At 67.3% G+C, this 20,262-nt stretch carries 12 protein-coding genes; 3 read left to right on the top strand and 9 right to left on the bottom strand.

Features of this window, described 5'->3' with window-relative positions; genetic code table 11:
• Positions 1–13: 13 nt before the first annotated feature.
• On the top strand, positions 14–292 hold the full coding sequence (locus tag P3T41_RS20600; protein ID WP_280691434.1) for a hypothetical protein: 279 nt from the start codon (positions 14–16) through the stop codon (positions 290–292).
• Between the two features lie 331 nt (positions 293–623).
• Here P3T41_RS20600 and P3T41_RS20595 read toward each other — a convergent pair whose 3' ends face one another.
• The 4 genes from P3T41_RS20595 to P3T41_RS20580 form a co-directional block, all read right to left on the bottom strand.
• On the bottom strand, positions 624–1,772 hold the full coding sequence (locus P3T41_RS20595; protein ID WP_280691433.1) for a hypothetical protein: 1,149 nt from the start codon (positions 1,770–1,772) through the stop codon (positions 624–626).
• Positions 1,773–4,505: 2,733 nt separating this feature from the next.
• Positions 4,506–5,816, bottom strand: a complete 1,311-nt coding sequence (locus tag P3T41_RS20590; protein WP_280691432.1) for an MFS transporter — start codon at positions 5,814–5,816, stop codon at positions 4,506–4,508.
• 147 nt (positions 5,817–5,963) lie between these two features.
• Positions 5,964–8,282, bottom strand: coding sequence for a heavy metal translocating P-type ATPase (locus P3T41_RS20585; protein ID WP_280691431.1), 2,319 nt, complete (start codon positions 8,280–8,282; stop codon positions 5,964–5,966).
• 208 nt (positions 8,283–8,490) lie between these two features.
• Positions 8,491–9,180, bottom strand: coding sequence for a sigma-70 family RNA polymerase sigma factor (locus P3T41_RS20580; RefSeq protein WP_280691430.1), 690 nt, complete (start codon positions 9,178–9,180; stop codon positions 8,491–8,493).
• Between the two features lie 1,325 nt (positions 9,181–10,505).
• Here P3T41_RS20580 and P3T41_RS20575 point away from each other — a divergent pair.
• Positions 10,506–11,567, top strand: a complete 1,062-nt coding sequence (locus P3T41_RS20575; RefSeq protein WP_280691483.1) for a histidine kinase — start codon at positions 10,506–10,508, stop codon at positions 11,565–11,567.
• On the top strand, positions 11,564–12,253 hold the full coding sequence (locus tag P3T41_RS20570) for a response regulator transcription factor (protein ID WP_280691429.1): 690 nt from the start codon (positions 11,564–11,566) through the stop codon (positions 12,251–12,253). Before P3T41_RS20575 ends, P3T41_RS20570 begins: the two co-directional genes overlap by 4 nt.
• A gap of 230 nt (positions 12,254–12,483) precedes the next feature.
• On the opposite strand, the gene P3T41_RS20565 is transcribed toward P3T41_RS20570, so the two are convergent.
• The 5 genes from P3T41_RS20565 to P3T41_RS20545 form a co-directional block, all read right to left on the bottom strand.
• Positions 12,484–14,082, bottom strand: coding sequence for a hypothetical protein (locus P3T41_RS20565; protein WP_280691428.1), 1,599 nt, complete (start codon positions 14,080–14,082; stop codon positions 12,484–12,486).
• A 69-nt stretch (positions 14,083–14,151) separates the two neighbouring features.
• Positions 14,152–15,054: a hypothetical protein gene (locus P3T41_RS20560; RefSeq protein ID WP_280691427.1), complete on the bottom strand. Its 903-nt coding sequence runs from the start codon at positions 15,052–15,054 to the stop codon at positions 14,152–14,154.
• Positions 15,054–16,790 carry a TraM recognition domain-containing protein gene (locus P3T41_RS20555; RefSeq protein WP_280691426.1) on the bottom strand — a complete coding sequence of 579 codons (1,737 nt, stop codon included), beginning with the start codon at positions 16,788–16,790 and terminating at the stop codon, positions 15,054–15,056. The genes P3T41_RS20560 and P3T41_RS20555 overlap by 1 nt, the downstream gene beginning before the upstream one ends.
• 122 nt (positions 16,791–16,912) lie before the next feature.
• Positions 16,913–18,679 (bottom strand): hypothetical protein, encoded by a 1,767-nt coding sequence (locus tag P3T41_RS20550; RefSeq protein WP_280691425.1) that lies wholly within the window; start codon positions 18,677–18,679, stop codon positions 16,913–16,915.
• Positions 18,676–20,253 carry a hypothetical protein gene (locus P3T41_RS20545; protein ID WP_280691424.1) on the bottom strand — a complete coding sequence of 526 codons (1,578 nt, stop codon included), beginning with the start codon at positions 20,251–20,253 and terminating at the stop codon, positions 18,676–18,678. The genes P3T41_RS20550 and P3T41_RS20545 overlap by 4 nt, the downstream gene beginning before the upstream one ends.
• Positions 20,254–20,262: the final 9 nt, after the last annotated feature.

Raw genomic sequence — 20,262 nt, 5'->3', positions numbered from 1 at the left:
CGTCCGTTGGGCGTTGTGGAGCATCCTGCTCAACGTAGCCATGTGGGCTCTGCAGTTCGCCTTCCAGGACGCAGCGCGGTTCGTGCGGCAGATACTGGGGCTGCCGCACCTTCCGGCAGCGGTCTCGGCCCGTCTCCCCGCTCTGGAGCCGGCGTGCATCATGCTCACCCTGTTGGCGGCCACGACTGCCTGCCTGCTACCCCGGCGCGGTGGTCGGCTCTGGACGGCTGCGCAATCGGTGATCGTGGCCGTCATCGCGGCACTGGGGGTCGTGCCCGTCATGGCCCGCTGATCCGCGAGCGTCGGCTATGCAGGACTGGATCCGCGACTGATCGCGGTGCGCCGGTCTCAGCTTGGTGGTAAAGCGATTCTGAGTGTTGCTTTGGCCCTGCCCGGTGCGCCCTCCGCACTGTGGACCTCAGCTCAGAGGGCCGGTTCTGCTGCTCGACATATTGGCGGATTGTCGACAGCGGAGCTCCGCCAACCTATCTGGCGAAGTACGAGCCGAACTACTGGCGCTGTGCGCGCCAGTAGCCATGTCAGCCATGAGTCGGCAGCCGCCTGATAGCCACACCCAGCACCCCCGGGCGACCCAACCATACGACTGGCTCGATTAACCCAGCTCAGAAGGTAGAGCCACCTGATCCGTGCTCCGGTCGCCGCGGTTTATGGGTGACCGAGGTGGACCGCTGTTGCCCGGGCCCGGGCTTCGTCGGCAGCTTCCCGAGATTGGCCGTGCTGCTGTTGAGGAAGCTGGGGTGCCGCACCAACGGGGTCTTCAGCTTCCCCAGATTCCCCTTCTCCCTGGGCAGTGTCATCTTCTGCGGGGGATCGAATGCTTCGGTGAAACGGAGCTCCTTGTTTCGCGGTTCGGACTTTCCGGGCCCGGCGGGCGGTTCGGCATGGGGGACGGGAGCCTCCTGCTCGTGCGAGCTTGTGGTCGACGTGACGCCCGGGTGTTCTTCTCGGGGGCTGCCTGCGCCGACTGGCGGGACTGCCTGGCCGCTCGCCCCGAGGGACGAGCGTTGCTTCTCCGGTGCAGGCTGGTCCTCCCGTAGGTTCACCTTCCGGTCCTTCTGCTGCTCCGCCCTTGCCACTGCTGTTGCCTCTGCAACTCCCCTGTCAAGTTCCTCGACAGCCTTCCCTCCTTCGGGATCGTTCTTGAAGATGCCGGCGAAGGACTTCCTCAAGCTCTTGCTGTCGCGGACGGCGAACCCCAGGGCGGCGATCTTCTCGATCGGGTCGTTACCAGCCATCCTTAAGTTCTTTTCGAAAGCTCCCAGATTTCTCATGGAGAGACTGGAAAGCTTATCCATGAGTCCGCCGGTCGCCAGCTTCTCGCTGCGACGCTCGGCTTTTCCTGCAACCTTGACCATAATTGGCCGCATGCCATCGGCGACCTTTTCCGCGTCGGCTGCTATTTCAGCCAGGCCGCGTTCGACGTGCAGGCCTTTCGCCACGGTGTCCGCCCGGTTCCTGACTGTTTCGTCGGTGGGCTCAGGCTCGAAGGAGCTGTTGAAGAAAGCCGCGTCGAATTTCAATATCCTTTCCATCTTCCAGTGCAGGTCGCTTGTGCTGATGCCGGATCGTACCGCTCCCCTGATGGAATCTGCCGCCGCGTGAATTTTCCGTAGCGTTGCATTGAAGTGGCCATAGGTTTCTGGGGACGTGATGTGCTTTGAATGCATGACTGCGGAGTATGCTTCGCCTGTTGAGAGCAGAAGGTTCTTGTCGATCTTCTGGGGGACCGGCGGTACTGTTGGGTCAGACATCTGGGCTCCCTGGGAGAAAAGGTTTTATCCTCTCCGAGTGAGGATCTGCGCTCGACCACCCGCTTTGCCGGAAATGGCCGCAAGGCTTGTTGCCGACTGCACTTCCTCCATCTTTTCGTGTGTCCAGAGCCGGAGCATCGGGAAAACCACTCAGGGGCCTACTTGAACCAGAGGACAGCGGCTGGCGGAACCGTGCGGTTCGGCCGTTGCGGGATGCATCATGGGCGGCGCGGGAGGCCCTTGGTGTTTCCGGGCCGGGGCGCCCTTTCGATCAGCGATGACCGCTGTAGATCACGATCTACAGCGGTCATCGCTGATCATCCCTGAAGGGGCGGGGCCGGTTGCTGGCATGGGTACGGCCGCCACGATCATGACCGTCTGTGACAAGACCCGAACGCGGCGGCCGTGGAGGCCATGGCGGGCGCAAGAGGTGTGGCGGGCCATTCGCCACACCGGTCGCTCTGGCCACCTCGTGGCCGTGGTCCGTACGAGGTGGCGCATAGAGAAGGACTTCCACGCCGCGAAGTCGCTGACCGGACTCGATCATGGGCGGGTGACCTGCTGGAACTCCTGGATGCGCTGGAGCCTGATCGCCGCCGCTCTCCTGGTCGTGGTCCTCACCGCAGTCACCCCGCCCGAACTGCTCGTTCTGCTCAGGACCGTCGCCCTGCCCGCGCCATGCCGCGACCTGTGCACATCCTGTACTGGTCACGCTGGACACGCCGTCACATAACCGCTCGGTTGCCTGTCACGGCCGCTTGAACGAGATCACCGCAGTCGCCGCCTGATTGTCGACTGCGGAGACCACGATCTACGGCTGCTGTGACAGGCAGGTTGGCGACGGCCCGGGGCGCTGAGTGTGCCGCTGACTACCTCGCGCGGTCAGGGTGCCCGAGGTGGGGATGGGGGCCTTCCAGGCATCGCAATCCGATGCTGCTGCTCTCGTCGTAGCTTTTCCTCCGGTGAGTCATTTGTTGTGTCCTTCGCCGGCGACGGAGTCGCAGATTGGGCTGGTGCTTGGATTCTTTGGAGGGCTCCTTCGAAGCTGCTGATGGCCCTGGTGATACCGTTTTGAACGGTGCGCTGGGAGTTATCTATACTTGTGGAGACAGATTCTTGTGCTCTCTGCATGGCAGCGGTCACCGTCTTGGCGCGTTTCGCAGCAGTCGATTCCGTTTCTTCCGTGTTCCCTTCGGCCTTGCGTTTCTCTCCTGCGGCTTGCGGTGCTGGTGTGGAAGGTACGGGTGCTGCGGGTGCGGGAGGGGCCGGTGCCGCCGGGGGTAGGGGTGCTGCGGGTAGGGGGGCTTGCTGCGGCGCGGCTTGCCTTGCGCTTGCCGCTGGAACCACACTTCTGGTCGGAGTGGGAGCCGCTATGATCACGCGGCCTCGGGCAGTGATGGGCAGCACAGCCACGGGTGGGTCGGAAGTCATGAGATAATTAGCCATGAAGTGCCGCTCTACCTTGTGGGCCTCGCGCTCCATTACGGGACCGTCAGAATACCTCTGATAGGTATCCATCAGCCTTTTATTGATCACTTCCTGAAGGTCGAATAAGCATTTTGAGGTGTTAGTCGTGAATACAGCCGGTCCACTTTGTTCGGCAGCGGCTAAGGCACGGCTTCGGTCCCGGGAGCCTCCCCTCATTTTCGGATTTCGAAGACGCTGTAGTCCGGTATCGACCCATCCCGGCATTACTGCCAGATCCCCCATTAGGCGCCTTCCTCCGGCGCTCTGGTCGCTATCGAAAATTTCGATCGTTTCGACTGTTCGATGCCGCATGTGCTTGGCTTCGAGGTAGTCCCGGTTCGCCTTGTGGAAACGACTTGAGGCCTCTAGCTTCCCTGTGAGGTTGGCATCTGCGAGGAGCGGCGCATCGCTGTTCTGGGCAGACTTCACCGCTCCGATCTCGGAGCTGAATATTTCATCCCCCAGCCGAGCTGCCTCCGCCATTTGGTCGGGTGTCCCGTGCAGGGATCGTGCGCCACGGAGGCCCGAAAGGGAGAACGGGAAGCCGTCGACCAGGGTGAGCAGGCTTTGGAGTTCTCGCTCCGAGGCGTTCGGGCGCTTTTGCTTCCCCGCTATAGCTTCACAGGTGTAATGCTGGAGGTGGGATTCTTCGTGCAGGACGACGGCAGTCGCCCTCAGCACCTGCTCCATCGTCTGCGGCTCCGAAATCGCCGTGCACCTGATCACCCAGGTTGAATAGTCGAAGTTGGCGACTTCTCCATTCGGCAGGTGGCCTGGCGCCTGGACAATAGCAGCCGGTGTGTACCCGCTGGCGGCTAGGTGGTTGTTCGTGTACTCGAGAGCGAGGCGCTGCACGTCGGCCGCCCCCTGGGGGGGAATCAGCCCTGTGGACGGGTCCTGGCGGCTCCTGGCCTCGCTGGAGACATGGGTGTAAAAGCCTCGAAGGAACTCGTCGTTGCCGAGGTATGCCGGTATTTCTGCGGGCCGGGCTGGGCTCGTCATCTACTGCCCCCTTGGCGGCTCTGTACTCTTCTGGCAGTCAGCCGCCTTTTTCTGACGGCTGGCCTGAGGCGGCGCCAGCTGATCGCCGGGCAGCCTGAATAGCCATGGGAATATTGTCCCCCCTTTGCTTGTGTCGGTGGGCCGAGAAGGCGCAGGTTTTTCCGTAGAAGCACCGATCGCAGGGCTTCGGCGCTGGATGCCAGTCCTGCCGCATGCCTTGAGGGATGTCGTCGACGTCGATTGCGGGCAGGCGCTTGGCATGGCTCAAGCAAGCTCGGCGGTATCGCGAGGGCAGAGGCTGAGTTGGGCAGTGGCCACGCACGCCGCGGCGGCCGCCAGGAGCAGTCCGACGCGCATCTGGGCGGTGTCGCTGTCCGGTGTACCCCAAATGGTGGCGGCCAGGGCTGGGCCCAGGGTGAGTCCTAGTCCGCGGGCGAGCTGGATCGGGGAGTTGGCCGCTGCCCACCGCTGGGGCGGCGCAGTGGTCATCGCTAGGCTCTGGGGCGGTCCGAGGCAAAGGCCTGTGCCGAGTCCGGCCAGCGCTATCCGCCAATCGATCTCCGCCAGGGACCAGTTGGCGTCCAGTGGAACGAGCAGTAGCAGGCCGAGCGTGGTTGCGCCTGCTCCGACGACAGCCAACCGGTGGGGGCCGAACCGGTCGGCCAGGTGGTTGCCGAGTGGCCCGGCGATGGCCAGGGCGAGGGCGAACCACAGCGTGGTCAGGTGGGCGCCGGAGCCGTGCCCGCCGCGTCCCAGGTACAGGGTGGCCAGGCTGAGCGTGATGGCGCAGGCTACCGCCAGGGTGAAGGTGGCGGTATAGGGGCCGGCTGATCCTGCTGCGTGCGGCGCCGAAGTGATGGAGCGCCTGCTGTTGTGCCCCGGCCCCATGACGACGAGCACGAGGCCGGCTGCGGGCAGTAGCCAGAGCGGAGAGGCGGGCGAGGAAGCCAGCGCCAGGAGCAGCGCCGTCCCCGCGGAACCGGCCAGGGCGGTTTGGGTGAGCCAGGTCTTCTTGGGTAGGCGTGGCACGCGCCGAGGCGATGTGTCGCGGTCGGTGATCGGCAAGGCAACCAGGCAGAGTGGCACGGTGAGCAGGAGGAGCGCCGGTCGGCCGAGGTGCCGGGCCACCTCGGTTCCTGCAGCGGGTCCCAGGAGCGCCCCGAGCGCTCCGAGGACGGCAGGCACGTTCATCGCGTGCCCGCGCCTGTGGGGCCTGGCCGAGCGAGCCGCCAGTACCGGGGCCCACGCGAACAGCATCGCCCCGAACATGCTCTGGACCAACTGCGCGGCAATCAGCCAGGGCAGGGAGGGAGCAGCAGCTGAGGCCGCTCCGCACAGTGCGAAACCACCGGCCGCGCACCGCGGCGCGCAGCGTGTCCGGCCCTGGTCCAGCCCCCACCGTCGAGTCAGCAGCAGTGCGATGAGCGGAAATTGATAGCCGAGCAGGGCCCACCGGGTGCTCGCGGTACCGGTTGTCTCGGCCAGCGCGGCGGTGGCGATACCTGTGTTGAGCATCGCCGCGAACGACAGTATCCCGGCGGCGGCGACCAGGAGCCGATGGTCCTGGTCGGCCACGGGGTTCCCCTGGGGGCCGGAGGTCTTTGGCCCTGCTCTGTCTTGTCGCGGTGCGAGGTGGGAGGAAGCCAGGTCAGGGTGGGGCATAGTTTTGAATCTCTGGTGCGGGAAGCCGCCAGGTGGCGGCCTTCGTCGGAAAGCAGCCGGCTAGCGATCAGGGGGAGCTGCCGGCCTGGAACAGGGGCGCCAGGCAGGTGTGATGGCTCGACCCGGGCGCCGGGTGTGCACTACGGCCTGGCTGTGCCGAGTGGGTTGCCAGGTGCGCAGGCGCAGGCTGTTGCCTATGACCAGTAGTGAGCTGGCCGACATGGCGAGCGCGGCGATCATGGGGTTGAGCAGTCCTGCCGCGGCCAGTGGGATGAGGGCTGCGTTGTAGCCGAAGGCCCACACGAGGTTGGTGCGGATGGTGGCCGCGGTGCGCCGGGCCAGACGTACCGCGGCCACCAGCAACTCGATGTCGCCGCGCGCCAGAATCACCCCGGCCGCACCGATCACGGCGTTGGTGCCGAAGCCTAGGGCGATGCCGAGATCCGCTGCGGCCAGCGCGATCGCGTCGTTCACCCCGTCTCCCACCACGGCGACCGTGCGCCCGCCCGCCTGCAGCTCCTTCACCAGCTCGGCCTTGCCCTCGGGGGAGGTGCCCGCGTGGATCTCGCTGATGCCCAGCCTCTCGGCGACGGACCTGACGGCACCCAGCCGGTCCCCGGTCGCCAGGATGGTCTCCAGGCCCATGCCGCGCAGCAGGTGCACAGCACGGTAGCTGCTGGGGCGCAGCGCGTCGCCAACCGCGAGGAGGGCGGCCGGCTCCCCGTCCAGCTCCACCGCCACGGGCGTGTGGCCGGCCTCCTCGGCGCGTGTGCGCGCCTCACGCAGAGCCTGGGGTAGGTCGGTGGCGTCGGGGCGGATCACCCGCACCCACGTGCCCTCCACCATGCCCTGGACACCGAGACCGGGTACCATCCGGAACCCCGAGACCGGGGGCAGCGGCAGCCCCGTTGCTGTGGCCAGGGCCTGGCCGAGGGGGTGCTCGGAGGGACGCTCGACGGCGCCGGCCAGTCGTAGCACCTCACCGAGCTCGACCCCGCAGACCACCGCCTGGGAGGCGAGGCGCATCTGGCCGGTCGTCAGGGTGCCGGTCTTGTCCAGGACCACGGTGTCGACGCGGCGCAGGCTCGCCAGCACCTGTGGCCCCCGTACGAGGATGCCGAGTTCCGCTCCGCGCCCGATGGCGGCGAGCAGCGCGGTGGGCGTGGCAAGTCCGATCGCGCAGGGGCAGGCGACCACCAGCACCGCGATCGCGGCTGTCAGCGCCTGCTGGGCCCCGGCCCCGGTGCCCAGCCAGAATCCGAGTACGCAGAGCGAGATGCCCAGCACGAGCGGAACGAACACGCCGGCGACCGTGTCGGCCAGGTGCTGCGCGCGGGCCTTGCCAGCCTGGGCCTGGGCCACCAGGGCAGTGATGCGGGCGAGTTGGGTGTCGGCGCCGATGGCTTCGGCGCGCACCAGGAGTACGCCCTCGAGGTTGAGTGTCCCGCCGCACACCCGGTCGCCGATGCGGGCTGGCACCGGTCTGCTTTCACCGGTCAGCATGCTCGCATCGAGTGTCGAGCTTCCCTGCACCACCACGCCGTCGGTGGCGATCCTCTCGCCTGGTCGCACCACGAACTGCTGGCCTGGCAGCAAGTGTCCGATGGGGATCAGCCGCTCGAGGCCGTCCTCGCTCAACCAGACGTCTTTCGCGCCCAGTTCGGCCAGGGCCCGCAGTGCGGAGCTGCTGCTGGCCCTGGCCCGCCGTTCCAGGAACCTACCGCACAGCACGAACAGCGGCGCCCCCACTGCCGCCTCCAAGTGCAGGTGGGCGCCCGCACCCGGGTCGGCGGAGAGCGAGAACGGCATCCGCATCCCCAGGGTGCCGGCCGCGCCGAACAAGAGCGCGTATGCCGACCAGCCGAAGGAGGCCAGGACGCCCAGGCTCACCAGGGTGTCCTGCGTCGCGGTGGCATGGCGAAGCCCGCGCCAGGCCCGTGTGTGGAAGGTGGAGGATCCGATCGTCACCACGAAAGCGGCCAGCGGGAAGCAGGCCCACTGCCAGCCGCGCAGCTGCAGCGCTGGCACCATCGAGACGGCGATCACCGGTACGGCCGTCACAACGACCAGGAGCAGGCGCAGCTTCTCCTCAGGGTCGTGCGGCGCCTCGGTCGTCGGAGCCGGCTCAATGAGTGCCTGGGCGGTGTACCCCGCGTCCTGCACCGCGGTGACCAGGTCGGCCACGGAGACGGTCGCCGGGTGCAACACCCGCACGCGGCCGGTGACCAGGTTGGCCCCGGCGCTGACACCTGTAAGGCGGCCCAGCTTCTTCTCCACCCGCGACACGCAGGCCGCGCAGGTCATGCCACCCACCTGCAGGTCGGTTGTCACCAGCTGCCGGGGACTGCCAGCCGTGCCTGGTCCAGCGCGAAGGCTCATCGCGCCGCCTGTGCAGACGCCAGCTCCCGCAACCCCATACCCGGCATGTCACCGGTGAGCGGCGTCTGCCTCAAGCCGACCAGATCAGGTATGGGTGGGCCTACGGTCCGGCACACCCCATAGCAGGCGCCGAGCAGCAGGAAGGCGAGCAGAAGGGGCCCCGGCCGTGCCGGGCCCCAGAGGCAAGCGTCATGCTCGGTTGCCGACATCACGCGATCTCCGGAAAGGGGGTCCGCGCGCCCGGCGAGCAGACAGCAGCGGGCAGGCTGAAGGGCTCGGTCAGCGCGGGCCGGGAGCGCCGGTGCACAGCATCCCTGCCTGGCGCCTGCCCGAGGCGCGCGACGCGCTCCTGCACCTGGGCGCCGACCGCGTCCTCCTCCGAGTGCAGCAGCGTAAGGAGTTGGGCGCGGGCCCGGGCGACCCTCGATCGCACCGTTCCCAGCGCGCACCCGGACACGGCGGCGGCCTCGGCATAGCTGAGGCCGATCACCTGGGTGAGGACGAAGGCCTCACGTCGCTGCTGGGGCACGAAGGTCAGCAGATCGACCAGCACCACGTGGTCCTCGAACCTTGACGGTTCGTGCAGTTGCACCTCCGCAGCAGCATCCCCGAACACCAACTGCGGGCGGGTCGCACTGCGGCGGTAGCGGTCCACGACCGTGCGCCGGGCTATCGACAGCAGCCAGGTGCGCGCCGAGGAGCGTCCGGCGAAGCCGGGCAGTCCTCTCAAGGCTCGCAGGAAAGTGTCCTGGGCCAGATCGTCAGCGGATTCGGCGTCGGTGAGATAGGCGATGAACTGCCACACATCACGTTGAGTGGCTCGCACGAACGCCTCCACGTCTTGGGGACATCCTTCGCCAGCGGCCAGAGCCAGCGCGGTCAACTGCTTGTCATCCACACCGAACCTCCGCCAGCGGCACCGGTCGAACTGGGCAACTGGGCTCCGCCTGCTGACGGCACAGGAACTCGCGCATCCCCAAGGCGGCCGGCGTTTGTCCTGGCCCCCCTGCGTCGTGGGCGATCGCCCGCAGGAGTCCCCTGGTGCGAGCCTGGTGGTCCAGCCCATGGCGCGGTGCGCCGCTCGGCGCTGGGTCGCTGGCCGAGAGGCGATGGCCCAGCGGCCGGCCACCGCAGGGCTGCGGGCGCATAGACACCGGCGGTGGTGCTGAGCCGGGTAGCCCCCCGTGCGCTCCGAGCACGAGACCGCCCCGGCAGCCCGGACCACAGCCGCTGGAGAAATCGCTCACGCAGCCACGGGAGATCTCGGTCAGCTCCCGCGCACCGGTCTGGATATTCTCCGGCCTCCCCCACGAGACCTGGACGCCGCCGCGATTTCCGGCCGCGATCTCCTGTCGATTCACGGCGTTCCCACCCGGAATCAAACCCCGAGCGTCCCGCGTGGCTTGCAACGTGGTCAGGCCGATAGAGACACCAAAACGGACACCGCTCCGCACGATCCCCCGCTCAGGAATTCGCACCTGCCCCGTCCCGGGCGCCCCGGCCGGCTGGAAACCGGCCCGTGCCAACAGCCCCTCACCCCGCAGGCCCTGGAGAGCAGTGGGCATGCCGGGGCAGGGCGCCCCGGCCGCCGCCGAGAGCTCCATCGGTATTTCCGGCTGTCCTCCCCGGACGCACCCGATGCCCGCACCCCCACGGCCGGCATCGATCGCCACGCGAAAGGGGACGCCGGCCCACCAGGCCGGAACACACGAACCGCCTCCCCAACCGCTGCCGCTCCGAGCAGCGAATCCCAACCCGGCCCAGCCGCAGCGGCGGGCAGCGCCTGCCCCCACCATGTGCCGCCGACTCATGCCATCGCAAAGCCGCCTGCCCGCCCTGCCAGTACACCCGGACCACCTCGGCCGCTGCGCCCCGCCAGCGGGCCACTGCCGACGAGAGGCATATTCCGCTCCCCATCCCCAAGGGAGCGCGGCAGAGCTGTTTCTGAGAAAATAATGAGGACGACCGTTGGGGTGGCCTGAGAAGCCTTCCAGTGTCATCTCGACCATCGAAATCATTCAACTGACCTTACAGGCCAGGTGATCGCCAGGCGGCCTCCGGAATGCGACACGACTCACCGACGAAAGTCGAATAATGACATGGCTGGTGGATGGGGGAGTGCGCTACTCGGCCACTTAGTATGGATGGGTGAACACCCCAACGCCGACTCTTCCGACACAGTGGCCCCTCTGGGCCGATGTACCGCTCGTGGCTGTCATCGGGATGCTGTCGGTGAGCAACGCCCAGCACGTCGGCGCCGACATTCCGGCCCACCTCGCACTGTGGCTGGCCATCGCGGCCAGCCTGGCACTGCCACTGCGCCGCTCGATGCCCCGCCGGGTCGTCGCCCTTGCCGTGCTCGCCGCGGTGGTGGGAGTCGTGCTGCCTCTGTTGATCATGCTCTTCCACCTCGCGGCCCGGAACCGCAGCAACCTCGGCGCGTTATGCGCAGCCGTGGCAATGATCGGAAACGCCTACCTCGACCCGGACCAGAGCCTGTGGACCGCGCGGCCCTACGGTCCGGCCCTCCTGGTCGCCCTCTCCTTTGCGCTGGGACTATGGGCAGGAGGACGGCGGCGCCTGATCGCCGCCCTGGCCGCCCAGATCGAACACTTACGTACCGAGCGCGAACTGCGCGCGCGGCAGGAGAAGTTGACGGAACGGGCCCGGATCGCGGCCGAGATGCACGATGTCCTGGCCCACCATCTGAGCCTGATCGCCCTCCACACCGGTGTCCTGGCCGCACGCGCGGACCTGCCCGAGCCGGTGGCCGAACGGCTGACCATCCTGCGGTCAGCCTCCACCGCGGCCCTCAACGACCTGCGCGAAGTCCTCAGTGCCCTGCGCTGCCCCAACCAGGCGCCCAACACCGTCGCACCGCCCGCCCTCAGGGGGATCTCCACACTCGTCGACGAAGCACGCGCGGCAGGACAGATCATCAACACGCAGATCGAAGGCGACTCCCAGGCCGTACCCGCGGCCCACCACCTGGCAGTGCTCAGGCTCGTCCAGGAAGGGCTGACCAACGCCCGCAAGCACGCCCCCCATGAACCGGTGCAGGTGGATGTGACATACAAGCCCACGACGGTGGAGATCAACAACAAGCTGCCGCAAGACTCCTGCCAGCCCACCACCGCCCCCGGCGGCGGTCACGGCCTGAACGGCCTGGCCGAGCGGGTCACCGCGCTCGGCGGACGGTTCGCCGCCGGACCCGCCGACGGCAGGTGGTTCCTGCACGCCCACATCCCCTGTTCCCAGCAGCGCGGCAAGGACGTGCCCGCATGATCCGCGCAATGATCGTCGACGACGACGCACTGGTCCGCCTCGGCCTGGCCGACCTCCTCGCCAGCGACCTCGACATCACCGTCGTCGCCCAGGCAGGCGACGGCCTGCAGGCCCAGGAACTCGCCGCCGCCCACACCCCGGACGTCGTGCTCATGGACGTACGCATGCCCCGCCTCGACGGGATATCCGCCATCAAGAAGCTGCGGGCCCTGCCCCGTCCGCCGCACGTGATCACCCTGACGACCTTCGACGTGGAGGTCTACGTCTACGACGCGCTCGCCGCCGGCGCAGACGGCTTCCTCCTCAAGGACACCGACCCCGCCGAGATCCTGCGTGCCGTCCACCTCGTCATGTCCGGCAGCGCCATGCTCCACCCCACAGCCGCACGCCACCTGATCGACCGCTACCACCACACCGCCCGGCCGCACGCCCAGATCGCCCAGGCCCGCATCGCCACCCTCACTCCCCGCGAGACCGATGTCCTGTCGCTGCTGGCCGATGGCGCCACCAACGCCGAGATCGCCGACGGCCTGGGCATGCGCGAAAGCACCGTCAAGGCCCACGTCAGCCGCATCCTCACCTCGCTCGACGTGGGCAACCGCGTCCAAGCCGCCCTGCTGGTCCGCGACGCCGGGCTGCGCCACGCACCCGCCACGCCGCCCAGCCGCCAAGGCCGGTCCAGCTGAACACACGACAACCCAGCCACGCACCCGCCTTCGCACCGTTCCAATTAAGTGATCAGGGGTGAGCCTTCGGCCCAGGTCTGATCAGTGCGCGCGTCCCGGACGGTGTTGGATACGCGACTAGTCGCCCGCGTTCTCGTTGTCCCTGTCCGGCTGCGTGCATCGTGTGGACGGTCCGTGGCGGGGAGGCGGGTTTCCTCGCGTCCGCGGGCACACCCCGGCGACCCACACCGTCACGGCTTCGGAGTAGGCGGAGATGACCGAGGAGGCGGAGGCGGCGGGTCCTGCCGATGCCCTGGAGGATTGTCCTGCCCGCCGCCGGTGCGGGGGAAGGCCGGAGGGGTCGGCGACCGTGACCCGGGAGGTTCCGCTTCCGGCTCCGGGGGCGTGTAACCTGCTTTCTCCTCCGCCAGCTTCCGTAGTCCCTCCTCGAGGCTTCCTCGTAGCCCGGAGATGTCTTGAAGCGCCGGCTTCGCGATATGTTTCTGGATGTCGTCGAACCCCTGAGTGGTGAGCCCGACGTTCTTCTCGGTGTCGTACTTGAATTCTGCGTTCTTCGTGTGCTCTGCCCGTGCGTCGTGCACGGCGGCGACAATATTCGGCCCCACCTGCGCCACGGTGAACGCTGCGAGGGCCAGATTGGCGATCGGGATGTTGCTGGCCACCGAGCTGGCAAGGCTTCCGCCGACAGAGGTGGCTGTGGCTGCGACAGTACCAATGGTGCCTTCATCGCTGACGGCTTCAGATGCCTTGGTTGCAGCGGTCTGCCCCAGTGCACGGATCTTGCTCGTAGTTTGATCGACGGCGCTCTTTGTCTGCCTGGTCAGGGACCGCGTCAGGTCGCCGCTCCTGGGGGGCACGGGCGGAGGTGTGTCGACATTAGCATCGAGCTTGGCATCGATTTCTGAATCTGTCGCGGGCGAAGGCTTGGACGCAAAGCGGCTGTAACTCCGGGACAACATGAGGTTGGTTGGTTCCCGGTGGTTCATGCGCTCGTACTGGCTGACAATTTCCGCCGCCTCAGTGTTTCGGGCATAGACGGCCGGCAGTGTCTCTTGAACAAATTTCGTAGCCGATCTTATGCCGTTTTCAACAGCCTGGAGAGACTCGGAAAGAGAGTTTTCCCTGCCTCTGATCGTATACATTCCCTCAGCGGCGCTAACGAGGCTTCCGGCGACGTTTCCACCGTACGGAATATTTGATGCGGCGGTTCCTGCGGTGGCGAATCCAATGGCTTTCAGTTGTTCTTTTTCGGAGATCTCCGGGATTTTCTTCGTACCCTCGCGCCAGTACCCCACCACGGTTGACAGCGTGATGTCGAAATCGATCCCATGTTTTTCCGGGTCTTCCAGGATTCTTCTGGCGATAAAATTGACAGGCTCCCCGACCGCCGTTGCGTGTTCGGGGTCGGCAGTGGGATCCTGGCCGTATTTGACCGCCAGAAGCTGTATTTTAGTCGCATTCTCCGCCAGGACGGCCGAGAAGCGGAGCTGATCGATATCCCGGACAATCAGATTCGTGTTCTTGGTGAAGTTGTCGGCCGCCTGATCAAATTCCGTGTCAACGATTTTTTTTGACGCCACCCCCAGGCCGAAGTTGACGGCGCCGGCGACAGGAGCGACAGCAACCGCCGCCGGCGGCACCAGCAGGGACGTGGCGCCGGCGATACCGCCGATGACAACCCTGGCTCCGGCAAAACTGAGGTGGATGGACCTGGCCGAGTTGCCGCGGGCGATCGAGTACTCCTCGGTGGCCCGCGCTATTCGTTCCATCCCCTGCAGTAGAAGTTGATTGCGATCCGTCTCGGCCGACGGGTTGGGGGGAACAGTCATCTGTGCTCACGTCCTCTCCGGGCCGAACGCCACCACCAGGTCTGCGGCGGCCCTGTTACGGCTCAAGGTCTACAAGGCCTCCTGAGCGGGCTCGGCGATCTCATCCGAGGCCTCGGCCTGCCCAGTGAAGTCCTCGAAACCACTGTCGGTCGGATTGATGACAGCGGACCGGGCGACGTGTCCGCTGGACTTGCAGCGCTGCCAGCCGGCACGCTCTGGCAGGCGGTCCAGGCAGGGCCAGAGCCAGTAGGAGTGCCAGGCGAGCAGGTCGTCGCGCGGGGTGTCGGGCCCGAAGTAGGCGTTGGTCCACGAGACCATCAGAGCGGTGAGCTCCTCCACAGCGATGGAGTGGCGGTACCAGCACGGCGGGATCTGGCGTTCCGAGTCGAGCGAGTAACGGCTGTTGAGCCAGTCGACGAAGTCCCTCAGCTCGCGCCACAGGTCAGTGGCGTTTTCTTCGCTGGCGTACCGCCAGGACCAGCGGCAGGGTTGCGCCTTGTCGTCGTCCTGCGCGGGCTGTCCCTGCTGCTGGCCCTGGTAGAGCGTCTCGATATGGCCGATCACGGTGTTGAGGGCCGAGGTCACGGCCTCCAACTCCTCCGCCTGCTGGTCGATAACGCTCTCCAGCGAGACGACCTTGCCTACCAAGAACGCCGTGGACGCGTCGTCCTCGTCATCCTCGTCCTCGTCATCCTCGTCCTCGTCGTCCTCGTCCTCGCCGGGGCTGATGTCTTCGAGGTCGGTGGCGTCGTCCTCGTCATCAGATTCTTGGGCATCGTCGTCTGAGGCCAGTTCCATCAGGAAGTCGATGCGCTCCTGATCGGCCGGTAGATCGGACTGCGGCACCGTGTCGTGAAGGTCGGCCTCTTCACCGGATTCCTGGAGCGGAGGGGCTTCCGCATGGACCTCCGGGGGCCCGTCCTCGGGAGACTGCGGAGTCGGGTATGCATCGGGGTGTGCCTCGGTGGCCATCAGGACCTCCCGGTCATCTTCCGGGCCTCTTTCATGCCCGCTTTGATCTCTTCGGCGTCGGAACGGTTCATCCACGGCTCCAGGCGGGCCATGATCGGCGGCATGTTCCGGTACATCAGCAGCCCTTGCCCCGGGGGCATTTGCCGGATCTCGGTGGGGGTGTAGACCCGTTCGCGACGCTGGGAGTAGGAGTAGGAGACCTCGCCTTTCGGGCCGGTGGAACTGGAGGTGGTGGGCAGATCACGCTCCCCGCACAGCCGGGAGAGTTGTTCGAGGTCGTCGGCCTCCGGAACGCCGCCCAGGACGATCTTGGTTGTGGAGGCGCCGAAGATCTGGCCGGCCTCCTCCTTGCCCCAGCGCGCCCGGGCCTGGGCGAAGGTCTGCACACAGGCGCATACCGTGATGCCACGCCCGCCGGTGTCCGCCATGTAGGTGGGCAGGCCCGGCAGCGGACAGCCGGTGGCGGCCTCGTCCAGGACGATGCGCAGCGGCGGGTCGAGCCGGCCGGAGTCGGTGGACTGGCTCATGCGCTTGCCGATCTGCACGATGTCGTCCACCAGCGCCGTGCACAGCGGAGCGGTGGAACCGCCCTCACCACCGGAGTTGAGGACGAAGATGGTGCCGCCTCTGGTGATGAACTCCTCGACGTTGAACGCCTCGCCCTGGGCGGGTGAGCACTTCTCGAGCACGCTCGGGTTGGACAGCGACTTGAGGACCAGGGAGATGGTCATCTTGAGGCTGGCGATGGTCTCGTTGGCGCCCTGGGTGTAGGTGCGCAGGTCCTCCGACCAGGCCCCCACGGCCCGCGGGGAGCCGCGCAAGATGTCCAGCGGTTCCAGGTCGGTGAAGTCGTTGGCCCAGCGGACCACGTCGCGCATGTTCTTGCCGCCGAGCGCCGCGGCGTGCAGGAGGCAGCGAAGGACCGTGCCGGCGGACTCGGTGAAGAAGCTGGTGTTGCCTCCGCTGCCCATGGGCTTGGCCGCGACCATGGCGTCCGCGCGCCGGATCGCCGTGGCGGGGTCCTCGCAGCCGCTGACAGCCGACCAGCGCAGGAGGTGCGGCCAGCCGGAGATGTCCTCGGGATCGAAGACCAGGACCGGGCCGACCTCCCGGCGTGGGATGGCGCCCACCATCAGCAGGTCGGCCTTCGTACTGGAGGCCACCAGGGCCCCGGGGGCGTCCAGCATGAGTGGACCGCACAGGGAGACGGTCTTGCCGGATCGGGGAGGTCCGACGACGAAGAAGGAGTCTTCGTGGCTGGCCCACAGCTTCTGGTTGCTCTGGGTGTCGCGGCCGAGGTAGACCGCCGCGGTGCGGAAGTCGAGGTCCTTGACCCCGGCCAGTGAGGGGCGGTCGCGGGCGGCGCGCTTGTGGACCGCCGCCTCGCCCAGGACCCCGACGAGTTCGGCTTTGGTCGCGGTGCCTTCTCGCGCCTCACCGTCCTTGCCACGCCGGCGCGTCCAGAGCACGTAGCCCACAGTCGCCAGCGCGCCCAGCACGAGGAAGATGATAAAGGCCAGGAATCCCGTCAGGACGAGGTTCGGCAGGGGGCCGGCCGACGCCGGATAACCGGCCATCGGATCGGTGGGATGGCTGAGGATGGCCCCGATCGTGTCGCCGATGCCGATGTTCGGGGCATGGCCGCTCAACTGTCCAGCGATCAGGACAGCCAGATGGAAAGCCAGGAACGGAAGGGCTGCGAGGGCGAGCAGGGGCCCGTAGGTCCTCAGCATCATCGTCTCGGGATTGCGCGGAGGACCGCCCTTGGGGGGAGTTGCGGCTGGTGCCATTGGAGCCTCTTAGGGAAGGAGAGCGGCCCGGTTGGGGCAGGACGCGGAGTGCAGGAGCGTCGGCGTGGTCAGGCACTGTCCTCCTCGGGAGGCGGTTCGCCGGGCGCCAGCCGCTGGAACATCCCCGAGTCGGTGTTGGTCAGCTCCGACTCGATGGACGAACGCAGGTGCCTCACCAGCAGCGGAGGCCGGGAGCCGATCTTCAACAGGCAGACACCCTGGGGTAGTTGCCGGATAGTGTCCAACGCGGTGTGCGGCAGGCCGAACAGGCGCACGCACTCCAGGGCGTCGTCCTGGCGTGCCTGCCCGTAGATGAAGACGGTCTCCGCCTCCTTCAGCAGCGCGATGGCGGGCGACAGCGGGTCGATGTCCGAAGGGTGGTGGATCGCCACGCCATTCGACAGGCCCAGGCCGCGGGCCAGCTTCCAGTTGCGCTGGAAGACCTTCGCGGTCGGCCCGGTGACCAGGTGCCAGCCCTCCTCCACCACGAAGTGCGTCTGCCAGCGCCCCTGTTCATTGGCCAGCAGATTGGACAGCCACGTATTGATGATGGTCATCACGATCGACAGGGACGGCCCCTCCTCGGGCAGCAGCGACAGGTCGAACACCGTCAGACGCGAGTCCAGCCGCACATCGCTGCTCGTGGGCCCGTCGATCAGCCCGCTGAGGTCATCCGAGATCAGCCGCTCCATCTCATAAGCCGAGTCCCGCCCCCACTCCCGCAGTTCCGCCACCGACGTCACCGCGTGGTCGGCGGCCTGCTGCGAGGGGTGCAGCAGCGCCAGGTACACGTCCTTGAGCGTCGGCTCGTACCCCCCGTTCAACCCGCTGGTCAGAGCAGCCCGATGCGCCTCGCGCAGCGCCTTGCCCTCGCGCGGACTCAGCGGCCGATCCAGCGCCCGGTGCATGATGGTGCGCAGCAGCATCGACTGACCGGCCGGGCGCTCCTCCTGCCCGGCGGGCACGTTGCCCTCCTCGTCCTCCTCATCGACCAAGGAGGCGATCCGCGGATCCAGGGGATTGATGCACGAGCCGCCGCCACCGATCCGAAAGATGACCGGCTCGCTTCCCAAGAATCGAGCGAGCATCGTGTTCTCCCCGGAACGGCTGCCATCGGGCCACCGCTGGAGCTTCTTGTCGATGACCACGGCACGCCGCCCCGCAAGGATCAGCGGACGCAGCACGGCCCAGGTCTTCAGCAGCGAACTCTTCCCCTTGCCCACGTCGCCGAGGACCACGTAGTTCGGGCTGGAGATGACATTGTCCTCGTAGGCCTGGAACACGTCGTGGACCACCATCTGACCGGAGATCACGTCCTGCCCGACGAACAGGCCCCGCGGGCTGGAGGGTGGCCCGGCGATGGCGATGTTGAGCGCCTCCGCCTGCCGCGTCGTGGTCTTGATCGAACGGCAGCGTGGCTCGTAGAAGCCGCGCTGGTCCAAGAACTTGCGACGCTCGGACATCCGCAACTGCGCCGGCGCCGTGGGCCCCTCGCCCACGGTCGGCTCCGCGAACGGGCCTTCAGGTTCACCGGTGCCGCCAGCCGTCTCCTGTTCTGTGCTCGGGGCCGCACTCTCCTCGCCGGGGAAGTCCCCACTGCCGCCGGGGATGTCCCTGCCGGTGTCCTGTGGGCCTGTGGCGGTGCCCTTGGCACGCCACCCTTTCCTGAAGCTGACCGGCAGGCCGGCCGACAGCGTCTGGGTGATCGCCTCGAGCATGCGGGGCCGTCGCAGGGGCCGCGAGTCGTCTTCGTCCGGCACCTGGTCCACGGCATCCTCCCGCGCCGGGGGATCGGTGGGGGGGCCTTGCGTGGGCTCGTCGGGGGGAAGGGTCATCGCTGGCGCATCCCCCGGGCGAGCGGCCAGGTGAACACCTGAGCCAGGTCGTGGGCGCCGTCGAACCACCGCAACGAGGACAGGCCGCACTCGCCCGCTTTGTCGGTGATCAGGTCGCTCGCGCGGCGCATGGTCTTCTCCGAGGCGGTGACCGACAAGCACATGTTCCACCGCACCCCGGCATGTCCCGAACCGGGACGCAAGTCATCCAGACGACGCATCGAAGCGGTGGCCTGGGACAGGTCCCCGCCGTCGGTGATCTTGCCGCCCTCCCGGTTGGCGATGAGCTTGCCGCGGTCCTCACCGGCGTCACGGCGCGCTTCGCTCCGTGCCCTCTTCGCCGGCTCCAGGCGCAGATTGACCGACAGGGTGCGCACCACCGCAGGCTGCACACCGATCAGCAGCGGGGACAGCCACCGCATGTGGACCGGCTCCAACGTGACGGCGTCGGCCGGCACGGACGCCACCCGGGTCGCCCACCTGCCGTTGGTGATCACCTGGCGCCGCTCGGCCCGGGACTCCTGCCAGCAGTGGGCGAAGTCCACATCCCGCAGGTCGTCAACGTAGTAGTCGGGGTCCTGCATACTGCGCAGCAGTGCGGCCAGCCGACGCGGACCGAGCAGGCGCACCGGATTCTGACGCGCACCCGCGCTCAGCGAGGCCAGCCGGCCCATCTCCATGTCCACGATCTGGCAGCGCACCATGTCGTCACCCGGCTGCCCGCCGAGGTCGCGGGCGGCCTCGACGAAGCCGACCGAGAAGGGGATCCGGGCGATGATGTAGTTGCGGTGCTGCTCCAGGGATTGCTGGGCCTCACCGAGCAACCCGGCATACGACTCGAACAACTCCCGAGGCACGCCTTGGGCGTGGTTGTTCACGATGTACCACTCGTGGGCGGCCGGATCGACCGGGACGATACGGGTGAGGAACTGCAGCTCCTTGATGAGCGAGGTCGTGCCGGCGCAGGTGGCCAGCATCCGTCCGAATGCCTCCGCCGTGTCCCAGATGTCTTCTTCCCTGGTGATCCCCGAGGGCTGCCCCTCGATCTCCATCACGGCCGACAGGTAGTCCGGTTCTCCCGGATTGCTGTGCACGAGGACCGCCAACTCCCCGCCCGCCGGGTGCGGGTAGCTCAGCAGTCGGATCCGACCGATCGCCTCCGGCACGGCGCGCACCGTCTGCGTCTCTGCAGCGGGAGTGGTCGCCGCCTTCTTCTTCCGCGCGCGGCCCCGGCCGGTTCGGGGTGCCTTGCCGGTTTCAGGCTCGGGTTCCGGTTCGGCGGGAATGGTGGCGATCACGGGAACGAATGTGGTCTTTCCGGTGCGAGTGCGTATCATCCACAGCAGTCGGGAGCCGATGATCTGTCCCAGTGAGCGGCCGAAAGGCAGCTCACGGGTCACTAGGAACACCGAGGCGCCGGCCAGGACTGCGATGATGAGGCCCGGTATCCCGCCGACCGCGAGATAGGTGATCAGTGCGACACCGGCGGCGACGATGCGATCGCGCTTGCCCAGTCCGCCGAGTATGCCACGACTGCCGCTGTCACCGCCGAGAATGGATGTGCGTTCGGGCATGGCCGACCT

Source organism: Kitasatospora sp. GAS204B (genome assembly GCF_029892155.1).
Taxonomy (GTDB): domain Bacteria; phylum Actinomycetota; class Actinomycetes; order Streptomycetales; family Streptomycetaceae; genus Kitasatospora.
Note: the sequence above shows the minus strand (reverse complement) of the source record. Positions and strands in the feature narration are given on the sequence as shown.